Origin of the sequence: Prauserella rugosa (genome assembly GCF_000719975.1) — a bacterium.
Taxonomy (GTDB): Bacteria; Actinomycetota; Actinomycetes; order Mycobacteriales; family Pseudonocardiaceae; genus Prauserella; species Prauserella rugosa.
Genome location: NZ_JOIJ01000032.1, coordinates 1 through 24,108, shown reverse-complemented (window position 1 = coordinate 24,108; position 24,108 = coordinate 1). Strand labels below are relative to the sequence as shown.

Annotated in this window: 18 protein-coding genes, 1 tRNA gene and 1 rRNA gene; 13 read left to right on the top strand and 7 right to left on the bottom strand. The window is 69.4% G+C overall.

Annotated elements, in window-relative coordinates; translation table 11 throughout:
* The 4 genes from rrf to IF64_RS0123815 all read left to right on the top strand — a co-directional run.
* Nucleotides 1-87, top strand: a 5S ribosomal RNA gene (gene rrf, locus IF64_RS26340); the annotation flags it as partial.
* A gap of 88 nt (nt 88-175) precedes the next feature.
* Complete coding sequence (locus IF64_RS0123825) at nt 176-928, top strand: type 1 glutamine amidotransferase (RefSeq protein WP_030534415.1); 753 nt, start codon at nt 176-178, stop codon at nt 926-928.
* A gap of 42 nt (nt 929-970) precedes the next feature.
* On the top strand, nt 971-3,937 hold the full coding sequence (locus IF64_RS0123820) for a bifunctional [glutamine synthetase] adenylyltransferase/[glutamine synthetase]-adenylyl-L-tyrosine phosphorylase (protein ID WP_030534414.1): 2,967 nt from the start codon (nt 971-973) through the stop codon (nt 3,935-3,937).
* A 78-nt stretch (nt 3,938-4,015) separates the two neighbouring features.
* Nucleotides 4,016-4,447 carry an acyl-CoA thioesterase gene (locus IF64_RS0123815; RefSeq protein ID WP_030534413.1) on the top strand — a complete coding sequence of 144 codons (432 nt, stop codon included), beginning with the start codon at nt 4,016-4,018 and terminating at the stop codon, nt 4,445-4,447.
* A 147-nt stretch (nt 4,448-4,594) separates the two neighbouring features.
* Here IF64_RS0123815 and glnA read toward each other — a convergent pair whose 3' ends face one another.
* Nucleotides 4,595-6,019, bottom strand: coding sequence for a type I glutamate--ammonia ligase (gene glnA / locus IF64_RS0123810; protein WP_030534412.1), 1,425 nt, complete (start codon nt 6,017-6,019; stop codon nt 4,595-4,597).
* A gap of 182 nt (nt 6,020-6,201) precedes the next feature.
* Here glnA and IF64_RS0123805 point away from each other — a divergent pair, with 182 nt between their 5' ends.
* Nucleotides 6,202-6,678, top strand: coding sequence for an RDD family protein (locus IF64_RS0123805; RefSeq protein ID WP_030534411.1), 477 nt, complete (start codon nt 6,202-6,204; stop codon nt 6,676-6,678).
* Between the two features lie 121 nt (nt 6,679-6,799).
* Here the strand turns inward: IF64_RS0123805 and IF64_RS0123800 are convergent, their stop codons facing one another.
* Nucleotides 6,800-7,528, bottom strand: a complete 729-nt coding sequence (locus IF64_RS0123800; protein WP_030534410.1) for a DUF4191 domain-containing protein — start codon at nt 7,526-7,528, stop codon at nt 6,800-6,802.
* 58 nt (nt 7,529-7,586) lie between these two features.
* Between IF64_RS0123800 and IF64_RS0123795 the strand changes: the two genes are divergently transcribed.
* The 4 genes from IF64_RS0123795 (at nt 7,587) to IF64_RS25745 (ending at nt 12,373) form a co-directional block, all read left to right on the top strand.
* Nucleotides 7,587-9,680, top strand: a complete 2,094-nt coding sequence (locus IF64_RS0123795) for an ATP-dependent DNA helicase UvrD2 (protein ID WP_030534409.1) — start codon at nt 7,587-7,589, stop codon at nt 9,678-9,680.
* A 723-nt stretch (nt 9,681-10,403) separates the two neighbouring features.
* Complete coding sequence (locus IF64_RS0123785) at nt 10,404-10,763, top strand: WhiB family transcriptional regulator (RefSeq protein ID WP_030534407.1); 360 nt, start codon at nt 10,404-10,406, stop codon at nt 10,761-10,763.
* A 540-nt stretch (nt 10,764-11,303) separates the two neighbouring features.
* Nucleotides 11,304-12,176, top strand: coding sequence for a class I SAM-dependent methyltransferase (locus IF64_RS0123780; protein WP_145600623.1), 873 nt, complete (start codon nt 11,304-11,306; stop codon nt 12,174-12,176).
* On the top strand, nt 12,173-12,373 hold the full coding sequence (locus tag IF64_RS25745; protein WP_036877764.1) for a hypothetical protein: 201 nt from the start codon (nt 12,173-12,175) through the stop codon (nt 12,371-12,373). Before IF64_RS0123780 ends, IF64_RS25745 begins: the two co-directional genes overlap by 4 nt.
* Nucleotides 12,374-12,378: 5 nt before the next feature.
* Here the strand turns inward: IF64_RS25745 and IF64_RS0123770 are convergent, their stop codons facing one another.
* The 3 genes from IF64_RS0123770 to IF64_RS0123760 form a co-directional block, all read right to left on the bottom strand.
* Nucleotides 12,379-13,314, bottom strand: a complete 936-nt coding sequence (locus IF64_RS0123770) for a hypothetical protein (RefSeq protein ID WP_048808146.1) — start codon at nt 13,312-13,314, stop codon at nt 12,379-12,381.
* Nucleotides 13,315-13,443: 129 nt separating this feature from the next.
* Entirely contained in the window at nt 13,444-14,730 is a 1,287-nt protein-coding gene (locus tag IF64_RS0123765) for an ABC1 kinase family protein (RefSeq protein WP_051758120.1), read from the bottom strand.
* Between the two features lie 529 nt (nt 14,731-15,259).
* Complete coding sequence (locus IF64_RS0123760; protein WP_084706070.1) at nt 15,260-16,501, bottom strand: ThiF family adenylyltransferase; 1,242 nt, start codon at nt 16,499-16,501, stop codon at nt 15,260-15,262.
* Between the two features lie 280 nt (nt 16,502-16,781).
* On the opposite strand from IF64_RS0123760, the gene IF64_RS0123755 reads away from it, so the two are divergent.
* The gene (locus tag IF64_RS0123755; RefSeq protein ID WP_425468465.1) at nt 16,782-17,384 is read left to right on the top strand and encodes a M48 metallopeptidase family protein; all 603 of its coding nucleotides are present in this window, start codon (nt 16,782-16,784) and stop codon (nt 17,382-17,384) included.
* A gap of 62 nt (nt 17,385-17,446) precedes the next feature.
* On the opposite strand, the gene IF64_RS0123750 is transcribed toward IF64_RS0123755, so the two are convergent.
* Nucleotides 17,447-18,946 (bottom strand): zinc-dependent metalloprotease, encoded by a 1,500-nt coding sequence (locus IF64_RS0123750; protein WP_036877762.1) that lies wholly within the window; start codon nt 18,944-18,946, stop codon nt 17,447-17,449.
* 257 nt (nt 18,947-19,203) lie between these two features.
* Here IF64_RS0123750 and IF64_RS0123745 point away from each other — a divergent pair, with 257 nt between their 5' ends.
* On the top strand, nt 19,204-20,214 hold the full coding sequence (locus IF64_RS0123745; protein WP_036877767.1) for a YlbL family protein: 1,011 nt from the start codon (nt 19,204-19,206) through the stop codon (nt 20,212-20,214).
* A gap of 18 nt (nt 20,215-20,232) precedes the next feature.
* Here the strand turns inward: IF64_RS0123745 and IF64_RS0123740 are convergent, their stop codons facing one another.
* Complete coding sequence (locus tag IF64_RS0123740) at nt 20,233-20,814, bottom strand: PPA1309 family protein (protein WP_030534399.1); 582 nt, start codon at nt 20,812-20,814, stop codon at nt 20,233-20,235.
* A gap of 147 nt (nt 20,815-20,961) precedes the next feature.
* On the opposite strand from IF64_RS0123740, the gene IF64_RS0123735 reads away from it, so the two are divergent.
* Complete coding sequence (locus IF64_RS0123735) at nt 20,962-23,934, top strand: UPF0182 family protein (RefSeq protein WP_030534398.1); 2,973 nt, start codon at nt 20,962-20,964, stop codon at nt 23,932-23,934.
* A gap of 78 nt (nt 23,935-24,012) precedes the next feature.
* Nucleotides 24,013-24,086, top strand: a tRNA-Met gene (locus IF64_RS0123730).
* Nucleotides 24,087-24,108 lie beyond the last annotated feature (22 nt).

The window sequence follows — 24,108 nt, the reverse complement described above, 5'->3', positions numbered from 1 at the left end:
GGTCCCATTCCGAACCCGGAAGCTAAGCCTGCCAGCGCCGATGGTACTGCACTCGTAGGGGTGTGGGAGAGTAGGACACCGCCGAACTTACTTAATAGAAGGGTGGGCCTGGTGGCTCGAGTCCCATAAGGGATTCGCCGCCAGGCCCACTTTTCTGTGTTTGTACTCTGATCATGTGACTACGCGGATTCTGGTCGTCCAGCCCGAGGAAACCGTCCCCGTCGGCACGCTCGGGGACTGGCTCAGCGAAGCCGGCGCGGCCCTCGACACGGTGCGCGCCGACGTGGACGACATTCCACCGGCCGCCGACGGCTACGACGCCGTCGTGTGTCTCGGCGGAGGTATGGGACCACTCGACGACGAACAGCACCCGTGGCTCCCGGCCGTGCGCGCGCTCCTCGCCGCATCGGTCGCTGCGGAGGTCCCCACCCTCGGGGTCTGCCTCGGCGGCCAACTACTCGGCGCCGCGACCGGCGGAACGGTCGGCCGCGGGCGGAGCGGGCCGGAGGCCGGACCGAAGCTCGTGTCGAAGAAGGACGCGGCGTGGACCGACCCGCTGTTCGCCGACCTTCCGCTGATGCCCGACGTCCTGGAATTCCACCGCGACGTCGTCGAACACCTGCCGGCGGAGGCGACGTTGCTGGCGTCGTCACCCATGTACCCGAACCAGGCGTTCCGCGTCGGCCGCGTCGGCTACGGCGTGCAGTTCCATATCGAGACCACACCCGAGATCGTCGCGGGATGGGTCGACCGGTCGCCCGACGTGGCGTCCGCGGCCGAGACCGGCGCGTTCGACCGGGACACGCTCGACCGCGTGCACGCGGACATGGCCGACACCTGGCGTCCGTTCGCCCATCGATTCGTCGAACTCGCCCGCGGTGACCGGCAGCCGGTGGAGCCGCGGCGGCCGGGTCTGCCGCTCGCGTGAACGTGGCGCCGACCACCGGTCAACCGGACTAGGGTAGGAGCGATGGTAGACAGCGTTCGCCCGGCGGCATCGGTCGCGCGGTTCGGCTTCACGTCCGAACACGCCGTCGACGAACTGCAGGCCGCAGGGTGGTGGGCAGGGCACGGTCCGACCGGCGGAGCCGAGGCCGTGCTCACGGCGTTCTCCCACACCCCGGACCCGGATCTCGCGCTGCGCACCGTCGACCGCATCCGGCAGGCAGACGCCCAGGTGTGGCCCGAGCTCGCCGCAGCGATCAGGGACGACTCGACGGTGCGCGGCAGACTGCTCGGCATCGCCGGCACGTCGACGGCACTGGGCGACTTCCTCGTCAGCGCACCGCACGAGTGGCAGCGACTGGTACGGCCGACCACGGTGGCCGACTATCCGGCGGCGCTGCAGCGCGCCGTCGCACCGGACGGGCAGGTGCTGAGCGGGACCGAGGCCGAACAGGCGCTGCGCCGCGGCTACCGCGGCCTCCTCCTCGAGATCGCCGCCGACGACCTCGGCCACCTGGTCGAACCACGGATCACCACACCTTCGTTCACGGACACGGCTCACGCACTCACCGCGCTCGCGGACGCCGCGCTGCAGGCCGGCCTGACGGTCGCCCAGCACGAGACCCGCGATGCTGAGACCGCGACGCTCGCCGTGATCGCCATGGGCAAGTGCGGCGGCCGCGAACTGAACTACGTCAGCGACGTCGACGTGGTGTTCGTCGGCGACGGGGATCTCCAGGTCGGCACCCGGCTGGCCACGGCGATGATGCGGGTCGTCGGCAAGGCGTGCTTCGAGGTCGACGCGGCACTGCGTCCCGAGGGCAAGGCCGGCGCGCTGGTGCGCACCCTCGACAGCCACGAGGCGTACTACAAGAAGTGGGCGCGGACGTGGGAGTTCCAGGCGTTGCTGAAGGCGCGTCCCGCCGCCGGTGACGACGAGCTGGGCAGGCGCTACACGGAGCTGGTCGCCCCGATGGTGTGGTCCGCGGCCGAGCGGGACAACTTCGTGGTCGACGTCCAGCACATGCGCCGCCGGGTCGAGAAACACATCCCCGCCGAGATCGCCGACCGGGAGCTGAAACTCGGTCAGGGCGGACTGCGCGACGTCGAGTTCGCCGTCCAGTTGCTGCAACTGGTGCACGGCCGCGTCGACCCGCAGTTGCGTTCGGCGTCGACGTTGGAGGCGTTGGAGGCGCTCGGCGCCGGCGGCTACGTCGGCAGGTCGGACGCTGCCGAGATGCAGGAGTCGTACGAGTTCCTGCGACTGCTGGAACACCGCCTGCAGCTGCGCGCGCTGCGCCGCACCCACCTGTTCCCCGAACCGGACGACACGGCGGCACTGCGGTGGCTCGCCAGGGCCGTGGGAATCCGGCCCGCTCGGGCGAAGTCCGAGGCGGAACTGCTCACCCAGGAGTTCCGCAAGCATGTGCGCCACGTGCGCACGTTGCACGAGAAGTTGTTCTATCGCCCGCTGCTCGAGGCTGTGGCGCGCGTGCCGAGCGCCGACCTGCGCCTGACCGCCAAGCAGGCCGAGCAGCGGCTCACCGCGCTCGGGTTCGCCTCGCCCGACGGCGCACTGCAGCACATCCGCGCGCTCACCACGGGCGTGAGCAGGCGTGCCGCCATCCAGCAGACGTTGCTGCCGGTGCTGCTCGACCTGCTCGCCGACACCCCCGAGCCCGACGGCGGGTTGCTGGCCTACCGGCGGGTGTCGGAGGCACTCTCCGACACCCCGTGGTACCTGCGGGTGCTGCGCGACGAGGCCGCCGTGGCCGAGAACCTGGCGACGCTGCTCGGCACGTCCCGACTCGTTCCGGACCTGCTCGTGCGCGCACCCGAGGTGCTGCGCATGCTCGGCGACGCCGAGCGGCTGTGTGGCAAGGACCCTGCCGAGACCGCGACCTCGCTGCGTGCCGCCGCTCGCAGGCAGCCGGGGATGAACGCGGCCGTGGCCACCGCCAGGTCGTTGCGGCGGCACGAGATGCTCCGCGTCGCATGCGCCGACATCCTCGGTCTCCTCGACGTGCCGTCGGTGTGTGATGCCCTGTCGTCGGTGTGGGCCGCGGTGCTGCAGGCAGCGCTGGAGGCGGCGACGCGCTACCAACAGGCCCAGGTGGGCGGGCAGCCCGCGAAGATCGCCGTGATTGGCATGGGCAGGCTCGGTGGTGGCGAACTCGGCTACGGCTCGGACGCCGACGTGCTGTTCGTCTGCGAGCGGGTCGGTGACGCGACCGACCACGAGGCGCTGAAGTTCGCCACGACCGTCGCCGAGACCGTGCGCTCGGTGCTCGGTGCGCCCTCGCAGGACCCGGCACTCGAGGTGGACGCGGATCTGCGGCCCGAGGGTCGTAGCGGACCGTTGGTGCGGACGTTCGAGTCGTATCGCGCCTACTACGAGCGTTGGGGCGAGGTATGGGAGTCGCAGGCGTTGCTGCGTGCCCGATTCCTCGCGGGCGATTGCGAACTGGGCGACCGGTTCATCGAGGCGATCGACCCGGTGCGCTATCCGGAGGGCGGACTCGACGCGACCAAGGTGCGCGAGGTGCGGCGCATCAAGGCGAGGGTCGACACGGAACGGATGCCACGCGGTGCGGACCCGACGATGCACACGAAGCTCGGCCGGGGCGGGCTCGCCGACGTCGAGTGGACGGTGCAGCTCGCGCAGCTGCGCCACGCCCACGAGGTGCCGGCACTGCGCACGACGTCGACCCCCGCTGCGCTCGAGGCGATGGCGCAGGCGGGTCTGGCCGAGCAGGAGGAGGTCGACGCCCTGCGTGACGCGTGGCTGCTGGCGACCAGGGCGCGCAACGCGGCGATGCTCGTGCGCGGCAAGGCGGTCGACCAGCTGCCTACGTCGGGGCGGGAACTGACCGCGGTGGCGAGCATCTTCGGTTACGGAGTGGACGACGACGCGGGGGAGTTCCTCGACGCCTATCGCAAGACCACCCGCCAGGCGCACGCGGTGGTCGAGCGGCTGTTCTACGACGCGTGAGCGGTAGCACGGCGCATCGGTGAGCGGCTGCTCACCTTCGGGGGACCTGCGCCGTATGGGCGCTTTAGGGTGGCAGGCGTGACTGAGCGTGAACCCTTCTCGATCCACGTCAAGGTCCGGACCTACGAGCTGGACCCGAACGGCCATTTGAACCACGCCGTGTACCACCAGTACGGTGAGATCGCGCGGACCGAGCTCGCGGTCACCGCCGGGGTCACCGAGGGCCTCATCAAACAGGGCATCGGCATCGTGATGCTGGAATCGCACATCCGCTTCCGCAGGGAGATGCGGTTCGGTGACGAGGCGACCGTGACGTGCGTGTCCCGTTTCGAGGAGGACAAGAAGGTCTTCTGGATGGACAACGTCATCACCAAGCTCGACGGAACGGTCTCGGCGGAGATCGAATCCACGCTGGGCCTGATGGACCTGGAGAAGCGCAAGCTCGTCCCGGGACCGCTGGAACGCATCCGCGACGCCGGTATCGACCTGGACCTGCTGCAGGGCAAGTAGACCGAAACGGCCTCGAAGCGCCGGTGGCGACCGTTCGCCGCCGGCGCTTTTTCGTGTGCGGGCGCCCGCGGGTACCGACGAAAACGGCGCCTGACCTGCACGGAAGCAGGTCAGGCGCCGTTCTCGCAGGCTAGCTACGAGCGATGATCACACGTCGTAGTAGAGAGCGAACTCGTACGGGTGCGGACGCAGCCGCAGCGGGTCGATCTCTTCCTCGCGCTTGAAGGCGATCCACTTCTCGATCACGTCGGGGGTGAACACGCCACCTTCGAGCAGGTAGTCGTGGTCCGCCTCGAGGTTGTCGAGCACCGTGCCCAGGTCGGCCGGGACCTGCTTGACGTTCTTGGCGTCCTCCGGCGGGAGCTCGTACAGGTCCTTGTCGATCGGCTCCGGCGGCTCGATCTTGTTCTTGATGCCGTCGAGGCCGGCCATCATCATCGCGGCGAACGCCAGGTACGGGTTACCGGACGAGTCGGGGCAGCGGAACTCGATGCGCTTGGCCTTCGCGTTGTTGCCCGTGATCGGGATGCGGACACAGGCGGAGCGGTTGCGCTGCGAGTACACCAGGCTGACCGGCGCCTCGAAGCCCGGGACGAGCCGGTGGTACGAGTTGACGGTCGGGTTCGTGAAGGCCAGCAGGCTCGGGGCGTGGGCCAGGATGCCGCCGATGTAGTGGCGGGCCGTGTCCGACAGGCCGGCGTAACCGGACTCGTCGTAGAACAGCGGCTGGCCGTCCTTCCACAGCGACTGGTGGCAGTGCATACCCGAACCGTTGTCACCGAACAGCGGCTTCGGCATGAACGTGGCGGTCTTGCCGTTGGCGAAGGCCGTGTTCTTCACGATGTACTTGAACAGCTGCAGGTCGTCGGCAGCGTGCAGCATCGTGTTGAACTTGTAGTTGATCTCGGCCTGGCCGGCGGTGCCCACCTCGTGGTGCGCACGCTCGAGCTCGAAGCCCGACTCCATCAGGTGCGACGAGATCTCGTCACGCAGGTCGGCGTAGTGGTCGACCGGCGGGACGGGGAAGTAGCCGCCCTTGAACTTGGTCTTGTAGCCCTTGTTGCCGCCCTCTTCCTTGCGGCCCGTGTTCCACCAGCCCTCGACCGAGTCGATCTCGTGGAACGTGCCGTTCTCGGACGAGTCGAAGCGCACGTCGTCGAAGACGTAGAACTCGGCCTCCGGGCCGAAGAACACCGTGTCGGCGATGCCCGACTCGGCGATGTACTGCTCGGCCTTGCGGGCGATGTTGCGCGGGTCGCGGCTGTAGGGCTCGCGCGTGAACGGGTCGTGCACGAAGAAGTTCATCGACAGCGTCTTGGCCTGCCGGAAGGGGTCGATCTTCGCGGTCGCCGGATCCGGCAGCAGCAGCATGTCCGACTCGTGGATGGACTGGAAGCCGCGCACCGAGGAACCGTCGAAGGCGAGGCCCTCTTCGAAGGCGTCCGCATCGAAAGTCTTGGCGGGGACGGTGAAGTGCTGCATGACACCCGGCAGGTCGCAGAACCTCACATCGATGAATTGCACATCCTCGTCAGCGATGAGACGCAGGACATCGTCTGCAGTAGTGGACACCCTCGGTGACTCCTTCTAGTTCGAGCTCGTGTGCGCGTTGCTCTCTTCGGCCCAAGCTAAGAGGGCGGTGTTGCCCGACCGTCACCCATATGTTTCACGGGGGTTAACGGATCGGCGGATAACGGATGGTCGCACGTCAGGCCGCTCACGGCAGCGCCGAACAGGCGACATACCCTGTTCGCGTGGCTAGATGGACCGGAGAGTGGCTGTCGAACCTGTCCGCGGCGGCGGATCAGGACCCGCCGCGCTGGCCGGGAGAGCGGCTGGGCCTGCCCGAAAGCGGTGTCGGGTCGGCGGCCGGTTCGGGCCGCCGGTTCCTCGGCCTGCTCGCCGACCTGGTCCTCGCGTCGTTGCTGACGGCGTTGTTCGTCCGGCCGGACTACGGCGACATGGCGGCCATGGAGTCGTTCAACCTGTGGTCACTGGCCACGTGGGTCGTCGTCACCGTGCTGTCGGCGGCGTTCTTCAGCTTCACACCGGGTATGGCCGTGTGCGGGATCCGCATCGGCAGACTCGACGGCGGCGGAGTCCCCGGCCTGTGGCGCGCGCTCGTGCGCTGCGCGTTGACGTTCCTGATCATTCCGGCGGCCGTGCGCAACGCCGACGCGCGTGGCTGGCACGACCGGCTCACCGGCACCGTCGTCATCCGCATGCGCTGAGGCCAGCCGCCCGCGCAGGCGAGACCTGAACGAACAAGGCCTGAACCGACGCGAAGAGCCGCCCCCGGCACCTGCCGGGGGCGGCTCTTCATCGAAGACCGGGAAGGCTGCCGCAGGTCGGTCAGCGGCGGCGGATGGTCCGCTGGACGTTGCGCATCTTGGCGCCCTGCGGCATCGGGCCTTTCGGCATCGCGGCGCCACGGTTGCCCAGCGCGCTCAACTTCGCCTCGAGGGCGTCCACCTGCGGACCCTTGAGGTTCCGGGGCAGCTTCATGAGGTGGTTCTGCAGCCTGCGCAGCGGCACCTGGCCCTCCTCGGTGCCGATGACGACCTCGTAGATCGGGGTGTCACCGACCAGGCGGGCGATGCGCTTCTTCTCCTGCGACAGCAGGTTCTTCACCCGGTGCGGAGCGCCCTCGGCCACGAGGATCACGCCCGGTCCGCCCAGAACCCGGTGCACGGCGTCGAGCTGGGTCGTGGCGGCGACCGTCTGCGTCACCCGCCACTTGCCGCGCAGGTTGTCGAGGGCCCATGCGCCCGCGCCGGGCTGGCCCTCGGCCTTCGCGAACACGTTCTTCTGCACGCGACGGCCGAACACGATGATCGCGCCGAGCACACCCAGCAGGATGCCGATCGGCAGCAACAGCCACTGAATGCCGATCCACATGCCCAGCAGGAAGACAAGGCCCGCGATGACCAGGAAGGTCCCGAGCATCCACGGGATGAGCGCCTTGTCCTCCTTGCGCTGCATGTGGAACGCCTGGAAGATCTGGCCGCGGCGAGCCTTGCTCGCCGCCTTCTTTTCCTTCTTGGCCTGCTTGGCAGCCTCTTTGTCCAGCTTCTCCGCCATAATGAACCAGGATACGGGCGTCCGGGCTGCCGCTGTGCTGTCGGTCCCCTCTGCGAGGATGCGGGGCGTGGGAAGTGCGTCGTCGAACCGTCATCCGGACCTGCTCGAGGGCCTCGACCCGGAACAGCGCGCTGCTGCGTGCGCGCCACGTGGACCCGTCTGCGTGCTCGCCGGTGCGGGCACCGGAAAGACGCGCACGATCACCCATCGCATCGCCTACCTGGTTCGGTCGGGCCATGTCTCCGCAGGTCAGGTCCTCGCGGTCACCTTCACCTCCCGCGCAGCGGGCGAGCTGCGCACCCGGCTGCGCGGCCTCGGCGTCGAAGCCGCGCAGGCCAGGACGTTCCACGCGGCCGCGCTGCGCCAGCTCCGCTACTTCTGGCCGCGCGTGGTCGGGGACCGCCAGTGGGACCTCATCGAGGGCAACAAGCTACGGCTCGTCGGCCAGGCGGCCAACCGGCTCGGCCTTCCCACCGAGGTCGAGGTCCTGCGCGACCTGACGAGCGAGATCGAGTGGGCCAAGGCGTCGCTGATCGGCCCCGACGACTACCCGGCCGCCGTCGCGCGACTCAAACGGGACACCCCCGAACCGGCCGAACGGATCGCCGAGCTCTACCGCGGCTACGAGCGCACGAAGAACGAGGCACAACTGCTCGACTTCGACGACCTGCTGCTGCACACGACGGCGGCACTCGAGGGGCATCGCGCCGTCGCCGAGGAGTTCCGTGACCGCTATCGCTGCTTCGTCGTCGACGAGTACCAGGACGTGACCCCCGCACAGCAGCGTCTGCTGGACGCCTGGCTCGGCGGGCGCGACGACCTGACCGTCGTCGGGGACGCCAACCAGACCATCTACTCGTTCGGCGGCGCCTCGCCGCGACCTCTGCTCGAGTTCACCCGCCGCTTCCCCGAGGCGACCGTGGTCCGGCTCGAACGGGACTACCGGTCGACGCCGCAGGTCGTGTCGCTGGCCAACCGGGTCATCGGGGCAGCAAGGGGGCGCCCCGCCGGCTCGCGGCTACAGCTGATCGGGCAGCGACCGGACGGTCCGGAGCCCCGGTTCGCCGAGTACGACGACGAGCCCGCCGAGGCCGCGGCGGTCGCCGTGCGCATCCGCGCGCTGCTCGACGAGGGCGTGCCCGCCAGCGAGATCGCGGTGCTGTATCGGGTCAATGCCCAGTCGGAGGCCTATGAACAGGCCCTGTCCGAGGCGGGCATCCCGTATCTCGTTCGCGGCGGTGAGCGCTTCTTCCAACGGCAGGAGATCCGGCAGGCGATGTCGGCACTGCGGACCGCGGCGGCCGAGGAACCCCAGGGGGAGCTCGTGTCGTTGTGCCGGCGGGTGCTCGCGCGCGTCGGCCTGAGCGAGCAGCCGCCCGCAGGCGGCTCCGCGCGGGAACGCTGGGACGCGCTGCTGGCACTCGTCGAGGTCGCCGAGGAGCTCGCGAGCACCGTCGAGGGTGCGACGCTCGGCATGTTTGTCGCCGAACTCGACCAGCGGGCCTCGGCCCAGCACCCGCCCACCGTGGAAGGCGTGACGCTCGCCTCGCTGCACGCCGCGAAGGGTCTCGAGTGGGATGCGGTGTTCCTCGTCGGCCTCGCCGACGGCACGGTGCCCATCCAACGTGCCGACGGTGACGACGACGCGGTGGAGGAGGAGCGCAGGCTCTTCTACGTGGGCGTCACGCGTGCCCGTGAGCACCTGTCGCTGAGCTGGGCGCTGTCCCGCCACCCCGACGGACGGCGGAACCGGCGGAGGAGCCGCTTCCTGTACGGGCTCGTTCCCGAGAACCATCCCGCGTCCAGGGTGGCCAAGTCGGCGTCGGCGAAGCCGACCAAGTTCGGCGCGTCCTGCCGCATCTGTGCCCGGCCGCTCATCTCGACGATGGAGGTCAAGCTCGGCCGCTGCACGAAGTGTCCCGCCGACGTCGACGAGCACCTGCTCGACCGGCTGAAGGAGTGGCGGACCGAGCGGGCCAAGGAACTGAACGTGCCCGCGTTCGTCGTCTTCACCGACTCGACGCTGGTCGCGATCGCCGAACAACGGCCCGCCGACACCAAGGCCCTCGTGGGCATCTCCGGGATCGGGGCGTCGAAGTTGCAGCGGTTCGGCGACGAGGTCCTCGCCGTCGTACGGGACGCGGGGGCCTAGGTCGCGTCTGACAATCCCGTCGCGGGTGGGATCACCGACGGGCCGCGCCGGCCCCGCGTACCGGGCGACGGCATCGTCAGAACCGACCCGACCCCGAACGGGTGGCGCCGGTCCGGATGTGGCGGGCGTCATCGCAGGTCACGGTCGATTTTCGGGGTTGAGCCCAAACTTTTCGGAAAATGAGTTGCTCCGGTGTGCCGGAGCGCAATAACCTGCAGTGACCAGGTCAAAGAGCGCGGCTGTCCCGGCGACGGCTGCCCGTATCGAGAGGAGGTGTCGGCAGTGAAGTTCGTGAACATCGGTATCGCCGACATCTCCGGTCTGCGTGCCTGCGCTGGACTCCGTACCGCCGATGCGGTCCACCGCGACCGTCGGCGTACGGCTGTGTCCCTGAACGAGCGTCACCTCGGCGCGCGCGTCGCGCGCGTGGGGGCTCCGACCCGTATCCCGGCCGTGGCCGGGACGCCGGCCGGTGCCGAGGTGCGCGTCGACGTTTCGACGGGCGACTCGACGATTCGTCCGCCGTACGTCCAGCTGCGCCGACTCCAGGGCAAGTCCAGGGTTCCGTTGTGCTCTCCTGAGAGACACCGCCTAGCCATCGCCTAGGCATCTGGCTCTCGAAGGCCGCGGAACCGCACTCCGGATCCGCGGCCTTCGTGCTGTTCGAGGGTTTGTGGATCCGCCGATCAATCCGCACACACTCGTCATCGAAGGAGAGCCGACATGCCAACGGCCACCGTCTCCGCGTCAGAGGAGGCGTTTTCCGCCCTGTTGGCCGGGACGACCGGGGTCGCCGAACTGATCGACTCCGGATCGTCGACCGATCTCGACCTGCCCTGTCAGGTGGGCGACGCGGACCTGTGGTTCGCCGAGAAGCCCGCGGACCTGGAGCGCGCGAAGGTCCTCTGTGGGGACTGCCCGGTGCGCTCGGCCTGCCTGGCCGGCGCCCTCGCCCGCGGCGAACCGTGGGGCGTGTGGGGCGGCGAGATCTTCGAACGCGGCGTCGTGGTCGCCCGCAAGCGGCCGCGCGGCCGGCCTCGCAAGCACCCGGTGCCCGAGTCGCGGGAGTGGAGCGCGGCATGACCGTCCGAGGTCACGCCGTCCTGCCCGTCCCCGGCTCGGGGCCGTGCCCACACGGTCGACAGGGACCACACCGTTCGCGAGCTCGACACGGGCGCGTCCGATCCCGAGACGCGGCCGTAGCGGGTACGCCGCACAGATCCACATCGATCCGTCCGAACAGGATTCACACGAACACGGAGACCTCCCTCATGTTGCTTCACGAAGAAATGGCCCGAGACCGAATACGTGAACTACGCCGGTTCACCGAGGGCAGACGGGATCATCGGCGTGCGCTGGCCGCACGCCGATGGAACCGGATCGCCCGATGGGCGGCGCGCCGTTCGGCGTATTACCAGCGCTGACCGCACCCGCTCGGGAACCGATTCCGCCCGGCGGGCTCAACGACGATGCCGGAGGGCAGGCCACCGTCGTTGAGCCCGCCGCTTTCGACTCCACCGGTCGTCGGCCGTGACCCTCGGCGGCTGTCGTGTGCTGTCCTGTGCTGTCGTGGGCCGTCGCCGCACACTCGCGAGCGTCACGGAATCGATGTTGAATGGCGGGGTGTCCGCACACACGCACGACGATGTCGACTGGGCCGCCCGACTCGCCGGGATGCGCAGGCTCGACGAGCTCGAACGTTCCGCGCTCGCCGACGTGGCGTCGAAACTGGTCGCAGACCTCCCTTCCGGAGCCACGGTGGTGGATGTCGGGTCCGGTTCGGGCGGGATGAGCGCCGCGCTCGCCGAGGCGCTGCGCACCCGCGGTGGTGGGACGGTGGTGCTCGTCGACGCCGTCGACGAGTTGCTCGCCGCCGCCGCACAGCAGGCCCGAGGCGCGGGCGGCGACCACGTCACGGTGCACGAGGTGGTGGCCGACGCGGGCACGCAGCCGCTCGCGGACGCGGTTCCCGGTGCGGATCTGGTGTGGGCCTCGGCCGTGGTGCACCACCTGCCCGATCAACAGCTGGCCGTCGATCGCCTCGTCGCGGCGCTGAATCCCGGAGGGGTGCTCGCCGTCGCCGAAGGTGGTCTCGGCATGCGGTGTCTGCCGTGGGACCTCGGCCTCGGCAGGCCCGGACTCGAGCTTCGCCTGCTCGCCCACCGCGATGCCTGGTTCGAGGACATGCGCGCGGACATGCCCGATGCACGCCGCATGGGACACGGCTGGAACGTCGCACTCGGCCGCGCGGGGCTGGAGCACGTGAGCTCATTCAGCTACGTCGTCGACTATCCAGCGCCCGGCGGACCGGCGGTCCGCGAGTTCGTCCTCGACCACCTCGACGGGCTCGCCGGCATGGTCGAGGACCGGCTCGGCGACGAGGATCGGGAGACCGTGCAGCGGCTGCTCGATCCGCAGGATCGCGAACACCTCGGGCACCGGGACGACCTGTACCTGTTGAGCACACGGACCGTGCACGCGGGGACGCGGCCATGACCGGCGAGGCGGTGCGCTGCCACTGGTGCGGTGATCGGGGGCCGACGGAGACGGTCGCCGTTGCGAGCGGGTGGATGCCCGAGACCGCCGCCGACGTGTCCGGTGCCGAGGGCCGTGGCACCCGCTGGGTGTGCCCGGCCTGCGTGCGGGAGCACGTCCGCGCCATCGAGGGCAAGCTTCCCGCCGAGTACTGGTGAACGCCTCACCCGGCCGACTCCCACGCCGCGTCGATGCACTGCACCGGGGGCCGTTCACACCGTGCCGCCAGTTCGAAAGCCCTGACCAGTTCGGCCAGTACTCGCGAACGATCCGTGCGCAGGGCATCGGGTTCGGTACGCACCACGACGACTCCGGCGGCACTCAACGCGAGGTGGCCGAGATGCGCGCCGCCCGGAGGATGGAACTGCCAGCCGAGGCCGACCTCGTCCCACCACGCGTCGACGGTGCCGATCGCCCTGCCGCGGCGGTCGCACACGGTCACGTCCCAGCGCGGTGGTGGTAGCGGTCCCTGCCGCAGCAGCGTGCGTGCCCATCCGTGGACGTAGGTGTCGCGGTCGCGTTCGATCGCCTTCAACTCGGTGCGGACCGCTGCTGATCCGCGCTGGTTGCCCGCGTCGAGTTCGCGGCGCAGTTCGGCGCACGTACTCAAGCCGTAGTAGACGGGAAGGGACAGCAGGTCGCGGAGCCGGGCCACCTCCTTCTCCCTGCGTGCGGCATCGAGCGCGGCACGGGTGGCCGGTGCGAACGGGATCCCGTCGACGAGCACGGGGTCGGGGAGCCTGGACGTACGTTCGAGCAGGGCGAAGGTCGGGGAGAGCATGCGTCTGCTCGGCGACACGAGCATGTGGATCGCAGGTGGTCGGGCCAGTTCGAGCCCGTGCGCGCCGAGCGCGTCCACGCCCGTGACGACGGCGCCGGCCCCGAGATACAGCACGAGTGCGCGCAGCATCTGCCTGCGGGTCGGCACGCTCGGGGCGAGCAGCACCACGCCCGGCAGAAGCCGCCGCCAGGGGCCGTCCGGCCTGCAGCGCCGGTTGATCTTTCCGTCGGAGATGCCCTGTGCGCGCAGTTCGGCACAGGTGAGGACCTTGTCGGTGGCGGCAGGGGTCAGTCGTGCCGCGTCAGCGAGAGCAGTCATGCCCTCGAGCGTGTCGAGTGGGCGGCTGGAGAGGGAGAGGTTGACGAAAATGTGGATAAGTGGAGGCCGCGAACGGTGAATTCTCTCCGTTTCCGCGAAAACTGTGGATAACTGAGGGCCTCGCGCCGTTCAGTCGTCGAATCCCGGTTGCCACCGCTGCACAATCGAACGCAGCGGAAGTTCCGCGTCCAATTGACACAGAATGCCGATCGCGCCTGCGGTCACGCGGTGGATCAACAGCCAGTGCGGCGGCAGGTTGAGGGACCGTCCGGTGCGGAAATCCTGGCTGCGCAGGTCGCCCATGCGCAGCGCCTGCTCCTGGGCCCACTGCCGAGTGAAATGGAACCGCTCCTGTTCGAGGGGCGCCACGATGGGTTGGAGGTATGCGTATACGTCATCCGGATCGATCTCGGTGTCCGGTCGGACGAACCCCTCGGCGCGCAGCACGTCGTAGAGCTCCTGGGAACGCCCGTCCAGAGCCAGTCGCATGATCCTTCCCAGGGCGGGCGGTGCGCCATGGGGCAGCCGTGCGACCGCACCGAAGTCGATCACACAGACGCGGCCGTCCTCCCGCAGCATGAAGTTGCCCGGGTGCGGGTCCGAGTGCAGTAGGTGCGCGCGGGCGGGCGAGGAGTAGTGGAATTCGGACAGGAGCCTGCCTGCGTCGTCCCGCTGCTGTTTCGTGCCGGACCGGATGATCTCCGAGTACGGCGTGCCGGTGACCCATTCGCTCACGACGACCTTGGGTGCGCTCGCCACGACTCTGGGCACGAGCACGCGTTCGTCGCCCGCGAAGGCCTTGGCGAAGGCACGCTGGTTGTCGGCCTCCCTGCGGTAGTCGAGTTCCTCGTCCATCCGCTCGGCGAGTTCGTTGAGCAGGGGTTTGACGTCGGTGCCGGGCACGAGGCTCTGGAACAGCCTGCTGAACCGCTGGAGTTGCCGGAGATCGCCCCGCAGCGCGTCGTCGGCACCGGGGTACTGCACCTTGACGGCGACTTCGCGCCCGTCGTGCCACACCCCGCGATGGACCTGACCGATGCTGGCCGATGCGGTCGGGTCGTCGTCGAAGGAGGCGAACCGCTGCCGCCACGACCGGCCCAGCTGCTCGGTGAGCACGCGATGGGTCTGCCGCGCGGGCATCGGAGGAGCGGCGGCCTGCAAGCGGGTGAGTGCGTCGCGGTACGGCTCGGCGAGATCGTCGGGGATGGCGGCCTCGAACACGCTCAGCGCCTGGCCGAACTTCATGGCTCCGCCCTTGAGCGTGCCAAGCACCTCGAAGAGCTGTTCGGCGGCCTTCGCGGACAGGTTCGCGTTGACCTCGTCGGCGCTCTGGCCGGTCAGCCTGCGGCCCCAGCCGCCGACCGCGCGCCCGGCCATACCCAGCGGCAGGCTGGCGAGCTTCGCCGTCCTGGCCATGGTGCGGCGGGGCAGCGCCGTGCCCTCATCGTCCGCGCTGAGGTCTGCGTTGTCGTCGTTGCTGCTCTGAGTGGTGCTGGTTTGGGTGGTGCTGCTCTGGGCGGTGTCGTTCTGGGCGGTGTTGTTCTGGGCGCTGTCGCCGACGCTGTGGCTGCCGTTCCGATCGGCCTGGGCGCGGCCGGTCGTCGTGTCCGGCTGTTCGAGCTCTTCGTCGCCACCGCGGTATTCCGTCACACCCGCGATTCTGCCTTCTCGATCAATGCTTGTGGAGTTGAACGGGGCAGATGGCGGCGCCTGGACGGCGGTGACGATCCGAACGGGACCGGCCCGTACCTACGCGGCGACCAGCCGGGCTCCGGTGGGGACGGGGCGAGCCGGTGGGGACCGGGCGGCCGCGTGGCCGCCGTCAGCTCACGACCGCGGTGAGTTCACGACCCTGGCGTGTTCACGACCAGGGCGTACTCACGACCGCTGTGCATTCACGGTCGCTGCGTGCGCACGGTCGCAGGCCGTCACGGCGCGGTGATGGTCAGGACGAGCCGGCCCCGGCCTTGGCGGTCGCCTTCGCTTTCTCCGCCGCCGCTGCCTTGGCGGCCTCGGCCGCGGCTGTGCGTTCCAGGTGCGCGGCGGCGCCGCACGGGCAGGCCGCCTGCGGTGCCCACCTTCGCGTGTACAGGGAGGCGCCGAAGGCGTCGACCTCGATCGTGCTGTTCCACGCCGGCGGAATGCTGTCGTCGGGATCGAGCATGCGCAGGATCTGTCCTCCCGCGATGCCGGCCGCGGTGATCACGCTGCACAGATCCGTTCGCGGGATGCGGCCTGCGAGCTGGCTCGCGACCCGCGGCCAGCACTCGTCGAACCCGGTACGTTCCAGATCGGCGCAGCGGAGGCAGGCGCTGCGTCCCGGATAAACCAGCGGGCCGACGATGCCGATGCCGTCGCGCACGCGCACGAGCAGGTGTGGTTGCCGCTGCGCCATGAGGTCGTTGACCACTTCCGGCGCCGGCACGACGGTGTCGGCCAGTACGACGAGATCCGGCCGGTTCTTCCCGCGCACCTTGCCGGTTTTGGTGGACGAGTTCGTCCGCCGTACGAGCTCGGTGATGGCCTGTCTGCGCGGGGTCCCGACGTCGCCGTCGACGAAACCCGAGCCCAGGTCCTCCGGGCCGACGCGGCCTTCGGCCTGGGCATCGATGTGCCCGACGCCCGCGGTCGCGAGTGTGCGCGCGAGCGCGGCCGCCAGACGCCCGCCACCCTGGAGCAGCACCGTGCTCTGGGCCCATCGGGCCGCGGTGGTGCGCCGCTGACGGGACGACGTGAGCGACCACAGCGCCGGCTCGTCGGAGCGCACCGAGCGGGTGTGCGCGGGCGCGTCGGTGTCCTCGAGCAGCCCGCGCCGCGTCAGTTCGGTCAGGAGTCTGCGCAGGTGCTCGGCACCTCCGCCCTCGGTGGCACGGCCCGGTTCCGAGGCGGCGAGTTGCATGAGCGTGCCCGTGCTGCGACTGCCGTCGAGGCCGCGGAGGAGGTCCACGAGCATGGGCGAGAGTTTGTTCAGCACGACGGCGTGCCGCGGATCGAGGCCGATCTGCAACTCGCCCTCGCGCCGGTGGAGGACGTCCAGCCCGGGAACTACCCGGGGCCGGGCCGGCAGCGTGACGGCTTCCTGCTCCGTCGAGGCGGAACCCGCGGCGGTCGGCGGTTCCGGATCGGTGGCGTTCTCGGTCTCGTCGGTATCCGGACCTGCGTCGGTGTCACTGAGTGTTCGAGTCATGACCACAGGGTGACGGCAAAACGGACATCCGTGGGGTGAAACGCCTCAGTTGTCCACAGGCAAACCTGATTGTGGACAACTGAGGCGCTGTGACATTTGAGCCATCCCGGATGTCGGTGGCTCGCTTTACCGTGTACGAGTGGCCGAAGCACGGGTTCCTTCATTGCGGAGTCAACGCGGGAAAGCGCAGGATGCGCCTGCCCGCGGAGGGCGCGCGAAGCGCGGACGAACGCCGCGTGCCGAACAGAACCAACGACAGGGCAGGGGGCAGACGACGGCAGTGCCCAACGACAGGTCGGGGCCCGACGGGTCCGGCGACGCGCGCGAGGAGAAGATCGAGGTCCGGCGCAGTGCCCGCAGGCGCAGGACGGTGACCGCGTATCGGGACGGCGACACCATGGTCGTCCTGATCCCGGCGACCATGACGAAGGCCGAGGAGCGTCACTGGGTCGCCGAGATGCAGAAGAAGCTGCAGCGCACCGAGAGCAAACGGGCGTCGCCGGCACGAGCCTCCGACGAAGCGCTGTTGTTGCGGTGCACCGAGTTGTCCGGTCGGTACCTGGACGGGACCGCGAAGCCTGCCAGCGTGCGCTGGGTGCCGCCGATGCGGACGCGGTGGGCGTCGTGCACACCCGTGAATCGCACGATCCGGGTCAGTGACCGGCTGCGCGACGTGCCGCCGTGGGTGCTGGACTACGTGCTCGTGCACGAGCTGGCGCACCTGCGGGTCGCCGACCACAACGAGGAGTTCTGGGAACTCGTCCGGCGCTATCCGAAGACCGAACGTGCGATCGGCTACCTCGAAGGGCTGTCGGCGGCGGCCAACCTCGGCATCGCCACCACCGACGAGGACACCGACGACGGGGACTGCTCCGGCGACTGAGTGGCCACGTGGCCACTCAGTCGCGGCGGTGCCGACGGCGTGTGCCGTGCCGCCGGCACCGATCAGCGGTCGTCGTTCGAGGCAGACCCGCCGGCGGAATCCGAACCACCGTCCGCGTCGTCACCGGACTCGCTGCCGGAAGCCCCTTCCGCGTCGCCGTTCGAGCCACCTTCGGCCTCGGAGGACTCGGAGGCCGCGGAGGACTCGGAGTCCGCTCCCGACTCGGACTCGGCGCGCTGGGTCTTCTCCAGCTCGGCGATCGGGTCGACGTCGGCGCCGATGACGGTGCCGCCGAGGCGGTCGGCGAAGTCCATCGGCTCGTCCAGGTCGTCGGTCGTCGGCATGAGATCGGGGTGCGACCACAGGTGGTCGCGCGTCTCGGTGCCGTGCCGGTCGCCGACGAGCTTCCACAGCGCCGAGGCGGCGCGCATCCGTCGGGGCCGCAGCTCGAGGCCGACGAGCGTGGCGAAGGTCTGCTCCGCGGGTCCGCCGGTGGCCCGCCGCCTGCGCAACGTCTCGCGAAGCGCATCCGCTCCTGGCAGCCGGTTGCCGACCGCGTCGGCGACCACGACGTCGACCCAGCCCTCGACGAGGGCCAGCAGCGTTTCGAGCCTGGTCAGCGCCGCCTTCTGCTCCGGCGTGGTCTGCGGCTCGAACAGTCCGGAGGACATCGCCTGCTCGATGCTCTGCGGGTTGGTGGGGTCGATCTGCCCGGCCAGCTGCTCCAGCCCGGAGACGTCGACCGTGATGCCCTTGGCGAACTCCTCGACGGTCGCCAGCAGCCGCTGCCGCAGCCACGGGACGTGCGCGAACAGTCGCTGGTGGGCGGCCTCGCGCGCGGCGAGGAATACGAGGACCTCGCTGGCGGGCCGTTCGAGACCGTCGGTGAACTTCTCGATGTTCGCGGGAAGCAGTGCCGAGGTCGTCTCCGGGCCGAGGGGTAGGCCGATGTCGGCCGAGGTCAGCACCTCCGAGCCGAGCTCGGCGAGGGCGTTGCCGAGCTGCGAACCGAACGCCATGCCGCCCATCTGCCCGAGCATCGACAGCAGCGGTCCCGCGGCCTGCTTGGCCTCCTCCGGCAGTGCCTCGGTCCACGCGCTCGAGACCTGCTGTGCCACCGGGTCGCACAGTCGCTGCCAGGTCGGCAGCGTCTTCTCGACCCAGTCCTTGGCCGACCAGGCGACCGTCTGGGTCGCTCCCGCCGGCAGGATCGTCGCCTCGTCGAGCCACAGCTCGGCCAGGTGTGCGGCGTCGCGAACCGCGTTGTCGCCCTGCTCGAGCTCACCCGAGGGCGCCGTGAAGCCCATCGACCGTTCGGCGCCGGCCGAATCGCCCGATTCGGAGGCGAGCCGCTGCAGTGCGATCTGCTTGGCGAGGTCGTAGTTCACCGGGCCGGACGAACTGCCCGCCTGGCTGAGCATCTGGCCCAACTGGCTGAGCATCTGGCCCAGCTGCTGGAACGGGTCGCCACCCTGCCCGCCGCCGGAGCCGGACGCGTCGTTGCCAGGGCGCTTGTCGGGATCGGGCATACCGAAGCCGAAGCCGAAGGGTGGGTTGCTCATGCCTCCCACCGTACGCGTGCGAGGTCGCGTCTGACGCGCCGATCAGGGCGGCGAATCGGACCTTCGCTCTGAGCTGACAGGGCTCGCCGTACGCTGTGCCCGTGAACGAGCCCGGCGACATGAAATCCGCGTCAGGAGTCACGGAGTCCGACCCCGCCGACGAGCGGGCCGAGGCGGCTGCGGCCTCTTCGGCGTCTCGCGACGGTGAGGAGCGGTCGACGAAGCGGCGCCTGCGTCCCACCAGACGTACCTGGACGATCGTGTTCAGCGCCGTCCTGGTCGTGGCCTTCGTGCTGGTCGGATCGTTCGTCCGCGTCCCGTACGTCGCGCTGGGCCCCGGGCCGACCTACGACACTCTCGGCGACGTCGAAGGCAGGCATGTCGTCGCCATCGACGGTGCCCGCAGCTACGAGGACAACGGCCAGCTGCGCATGACGACGGTTTCGCTCAACGACGAGGTCACCCTGTTCGGTGCACTCGGCCTGTGGGTCAGCGGCCGTTACTCCGTCGCACCGCGGGAGGAGTACTTCCGGCCGGGGCAGACCGACGAGCAGGTGCGGCAGGAGAACGTCGAACAGTTCCGCAGCTCGCAGAGCAACGCCGAGGTGGCGGCCCTGCGCACGCTCGGCTACCCCGTCAAGGTCGTGGCCGACCAGATCGTGGCCGACACACCCGCCGCCGGGCTGCTCGAGCCCGGCGACGAGTTGACGAAGGTCAACGGCAAGAACGTGTCCGGCCAGAACGACGTCATGTCGGCGCTCGAGAACACGCGTCCCGGCCAGGACGTCGAGCTCACCTACAAGCGGGGGAAGCAGCCTCCGCGCACCGTGACCGCGACCCTCGACGAGCACCCGGACGGACAGGAGCAGGGCTTCCTCGGCGTACAGCCCGCCGACCGCGCGGACGTGCCGTTCACCGTGGACATCTCGCTCGAGGACGTGGGCGGGCCTTCCGCGGGGATGATGTTCGCGCTGGCCATCGTCGATCGCCTCCAGCCAGAGAAGCTGGTCGACGGCCAGCACGTCGCCGGTACCGGTGAGATCGACTCGCAGGGCAACGTCGGCCCGATCGGCGGCATCTCGTTCAAGGTCGTCGCCGCGAAGGAGGACGGCGCCGACACCTTCCTCGTGCCCGCCCAGAACTGCGCCGAGGCGGCGTCGGCCGCACCCGACGGGCTGAAGCTCGTGCGCATCCAGACGCTCGACGACGCGGTGAGCGCGCTCCGCAACATGCGCGCCGACAAGCCCGTTCCGACCTGCGAGAGCTGACGCGCCGGGGGAGCTCGGTCAGGGAAGCAGCGTCGCGCGGAGCGCGTCCACCAGGTTCGGGGCGAGCTCGGGGTGCTCGACGATCTCCTCGGTGGGTTCGGAGTCGTCCTCGGGCTGGGTGCGGATACCGCGCAGGCGCATCACGCAGGCCGCGGGCCCGTCGCGCAACACCGCGGCCACCAGGCGTGCCTCGGTGCGCCGCGGGTGGCCCGCCGCGGCCTGCTTGAGGCGTTCGACGTCGGAGGGGGAGACGCCGGTCGCCTCGTCCACGTCGGGTAGCTCGTCCTCGGCGTCCGGCGGCAGCACGATGATCTCCTGCGCCAGCGCGCAGCCGTGGACGGCCTCCGGCCAGGCGATCCGGGCGAGCGCCTCGGCCAGGTCGTCGTCGGGCAGCGAATCCTGCGCCACCGGGGTCAGCGTGGACTCCGGGTCGAGCTGGTCGGCCAGCTCGGGCTGCTGTGCGAGCAGGTCGGCGGTCGGCACGAGCGCGAACAGCTGCGGAGGTTGCCCCCAGCCTCCGGACGCCACGAACTCCTCGACCTCGCGTGCGATGGCGCCCACTGCGCCTGCCTGCCCCGGCGCGCTTTCGCTCTCCGTCATGGTCACCATCGTCGCAGGCTCGACCACGTCCGGTTTAGGGGCATTCCGGGAACTCTCACCCAGGTCCGTAGAGTTAGGCATACAGGGAGGCCGCACAGCCGCGGGGCTCCCTGGACCACGCCGGTTACGACCTCAGGAGTGTGCGCAGTGGCCACTCGGCCCCCCGTCGGCCTCCCCAAGCTGTCCAAGCGGGCTCGTGTCCTGCTGACGATCGCGGCCGTCCTCGTCCTGCTGTTGCTTCTCGGAGCGCGGTTCCTGAACGCGTACGTCGACTGGCTGTGGTTCGGGGAAGTGGGGGCACGCGGTGTGTTCACCACCGTGCTGCTGACCCGCGCGATCCTGTTCGTGGCGACCGGATTGTTGGTCGGCGGCGCACTGGCGATCAGCCTGATGATCGCCTACCGCACGCGGCCGGTGTTCGTCCCCGTCAGCGGTGAGGACGATCCGCTCGCGCGCTACCGGTCGATCGTCGTCGGCCGGGTCAAGTTGTTCGGCATCGGCATCCCGGTGCTGGCGGGCCTCGTCGCGGGGGTGTCCGGCCAGGGCAACTGGGAGACCGTTCAGATGTTCCTGAACGGCAGCGAGTTCGGCCGGACCGATCCGCAGTTCGGCAACGACATCGGCTTCTACGTCTTCGACCTGCCGTTCCTCGGCTGGGTGCTCGGCTGGGTGTTCGTGGCCGTGGTGGTCGCGTTCATCGGCGGGCTGATGGCGCACTACCTGTTCGGCGGCATCCGGCTGGCCGGCCGTGGTGGCTCGATCTCCGGCCCCGCGCGCGTGCAGCTGTCGATCCTGGTCGGCCTGTTCGTGCTGCTCAAGGCCGTCGAGTACTTCCTCGACCGCTACAACCTGCTGCTGTCGGACCGCAACAGCCTGTTCACCGGTGCGACCTACACCGACCTGAACGCGGTGCTGCCTGCCAAGCTGATCCTGCTGTGCATCTGCGTGTTCTGTGCGATCGCGTTCTTCGTGGGCGCGTTCCTGCGCAACATCCAGCTGCCCGCGATCGCGCTCGTGCTGCTGATCCTGTCCGGCCTGATCATCGGTGTCGCCTGGCCCGCGATCCTCGAGCAGTTCTCGGTGCGCCCGAACGCCAACCAGCGGGAGGCCGAGTCGATCGAACGCAACATGGAAGCCACGCGGTTCGCCTACGGCATCGACGGCATCAAGTACGACGACTACAGCGGCCAGTCCGAGGCGACACCCGAACAGATCCGTGACGAGCAGGGGACGATCCCGAACGTCCGGCTGCTCGACCCCAACGTCCTGTCGCCCACGTTCACTCAGCGCGTCGGCCGGGAGAACTTCTACGGCTTCCCCGAGAAGCTCGACATCGACCGCTACGAGGTCGACGGTGACCGGCAGGCCTACGTCGTGGCCGCCAAGGAGATCAACACCGAGGGCCTCGCGGCGAACCAGCAGACGTGGATCAACCGGCACCTCGTCTACACCCACGGCAACGGCTTCGTCGCGGCGCCCGCCAACACGATCGACCGCGCGCTGGAGGACGCCAACAGCGACGGCGGCTACCCGGTCGCGGGCACCAGCGACACCCAGAACCCCACCGGCGCGGGCATGCGGGTCGACGAACCGCGCATCTACTACGGCGAGCTCGCCACCGACTACGCCATCGTCGGCGGCCGGGAGGGCGAGGCGCCCGGCGAGTACGACACGGCACAGGACCGCAGCTACCTGTACGACGGCAAGGGCGGCGTGCCGATCGACAACTGGTTCAACCGTGCCGTGTTCGCCATGCAGCACGGCGAGCGCAACATCCTCTTCTCGAGCGCCATCAGCGAGGGCTCGAAGATCATGTACAACCGCGACCCGCGGGACCGTGTCGAGAAGGTGGCCCCGTGGCTGACGGCCGACGGCGACCCGTATCCCGCGGTCATCGACGGACGCGTCAAGTGGATCATCGACGGCTACACCACGCTCGACAACTACCCGTACTCGCAGCGCACCTCGCTGGGCGAGGCGACCGCCGACTCCCTGTCCGGTGTCGCGGCACAGCAGGACAGCGAGATCAACTACGTCCGGAACTCGGTGAAGGCCACGGTCGACGCGTTCGACGGATCCGTGGACCTCTACCAGATGGACAAACAGGACCCCGTCCTGAAGACCTGGATGAAGACGTTCCCCGGCATGGTGAAGCCGGAGTCGCAGATCTCCGACGAACTGCGCGAACACTTCCGCTACCCGGAGGACATCTTCAAGATCCAGCGTGAACTGCTCACGCAGTACCACGTGCAGAACGCCCAGGAGTTCTACGCGACCCAGACGTTCTGGAACGTGCCGCAGGACCCGACGTCCGAAGGTGGGCTCGACCCGAACTCCGACGCGGCCAAGCAACCGGCGTACTACACGTACTCGCAGTCGCCGTGGCAGAACAAGCCACACTTCCAGCTCACCAGCGCACTGACCCCGCTGAACAGGCAATACCTCGCCGCCTGGGTGTCGGTGTCGTCCGACCCCGGCAGCTACGGCGACATGCGCGTGCTGCGACTACCGACCTCCGGCAGCAGGCAGCTCGAAGGCCCCGTGCAGGTGCAGAACGCCTTCCAGTCGCACCCCGAGTTCACCCAGGACCGCACGCTCCTCGGGAACCAGAGTGTCGACCTGATCTACGGCAACCTGCTGACCCTGCCGGTTGCGGGCGGGTTCATGTACGTCGAACCCATCTACGTCCAGCAACGCAACGCCCAGAGCTATCCGCAGCTGGCGCGAGTGCTCGTCTCCTTCGGCGGCCGAATCGGCTTCGCCGCCACCCTGAACGACGCACTCGACCAGGTCTTCGGCGAAGGCAGCGGCGAAGCAGCCACCGGACCCGAAGCAGGCGAACCCGGAGGCGACTCCGGCGGCGGCCAGGGCGACAACCAGCAGGACGGCAACAACCAGACCGACAACCAGCAGTCGCCCGGCTCCGGTGACTCCAACGGCCAGAACGGCGGAGGCACCGGAAACCAGGAGATGAACTCGGTCGTCGAGGACATCCAGTCCGCACTGGAGAAGCTCCGCACCGCGCAGGAGGAAGGCGACTTCCAGGCGCAAGGCGAGGCGCTGTCCGAACTCGACGCAGCCACCCGCCGCTACGAGCAACTCCAGAACTCCGGCGGCTGACCAGCGACGACACCTGAAAGGCACCCGCTTTACGCCCCGACGACACCGGGGCGTAAAGTGGGTACCGCACTCAGGCGACGCGGGGTGGAGCAGTTCGGTAGCTCGCTGGGCTCATAACCCAGAGGTCGTAGGTTCAAATCCTGCCCCCGCTACAGAGATCGGGAGACCCCTGTC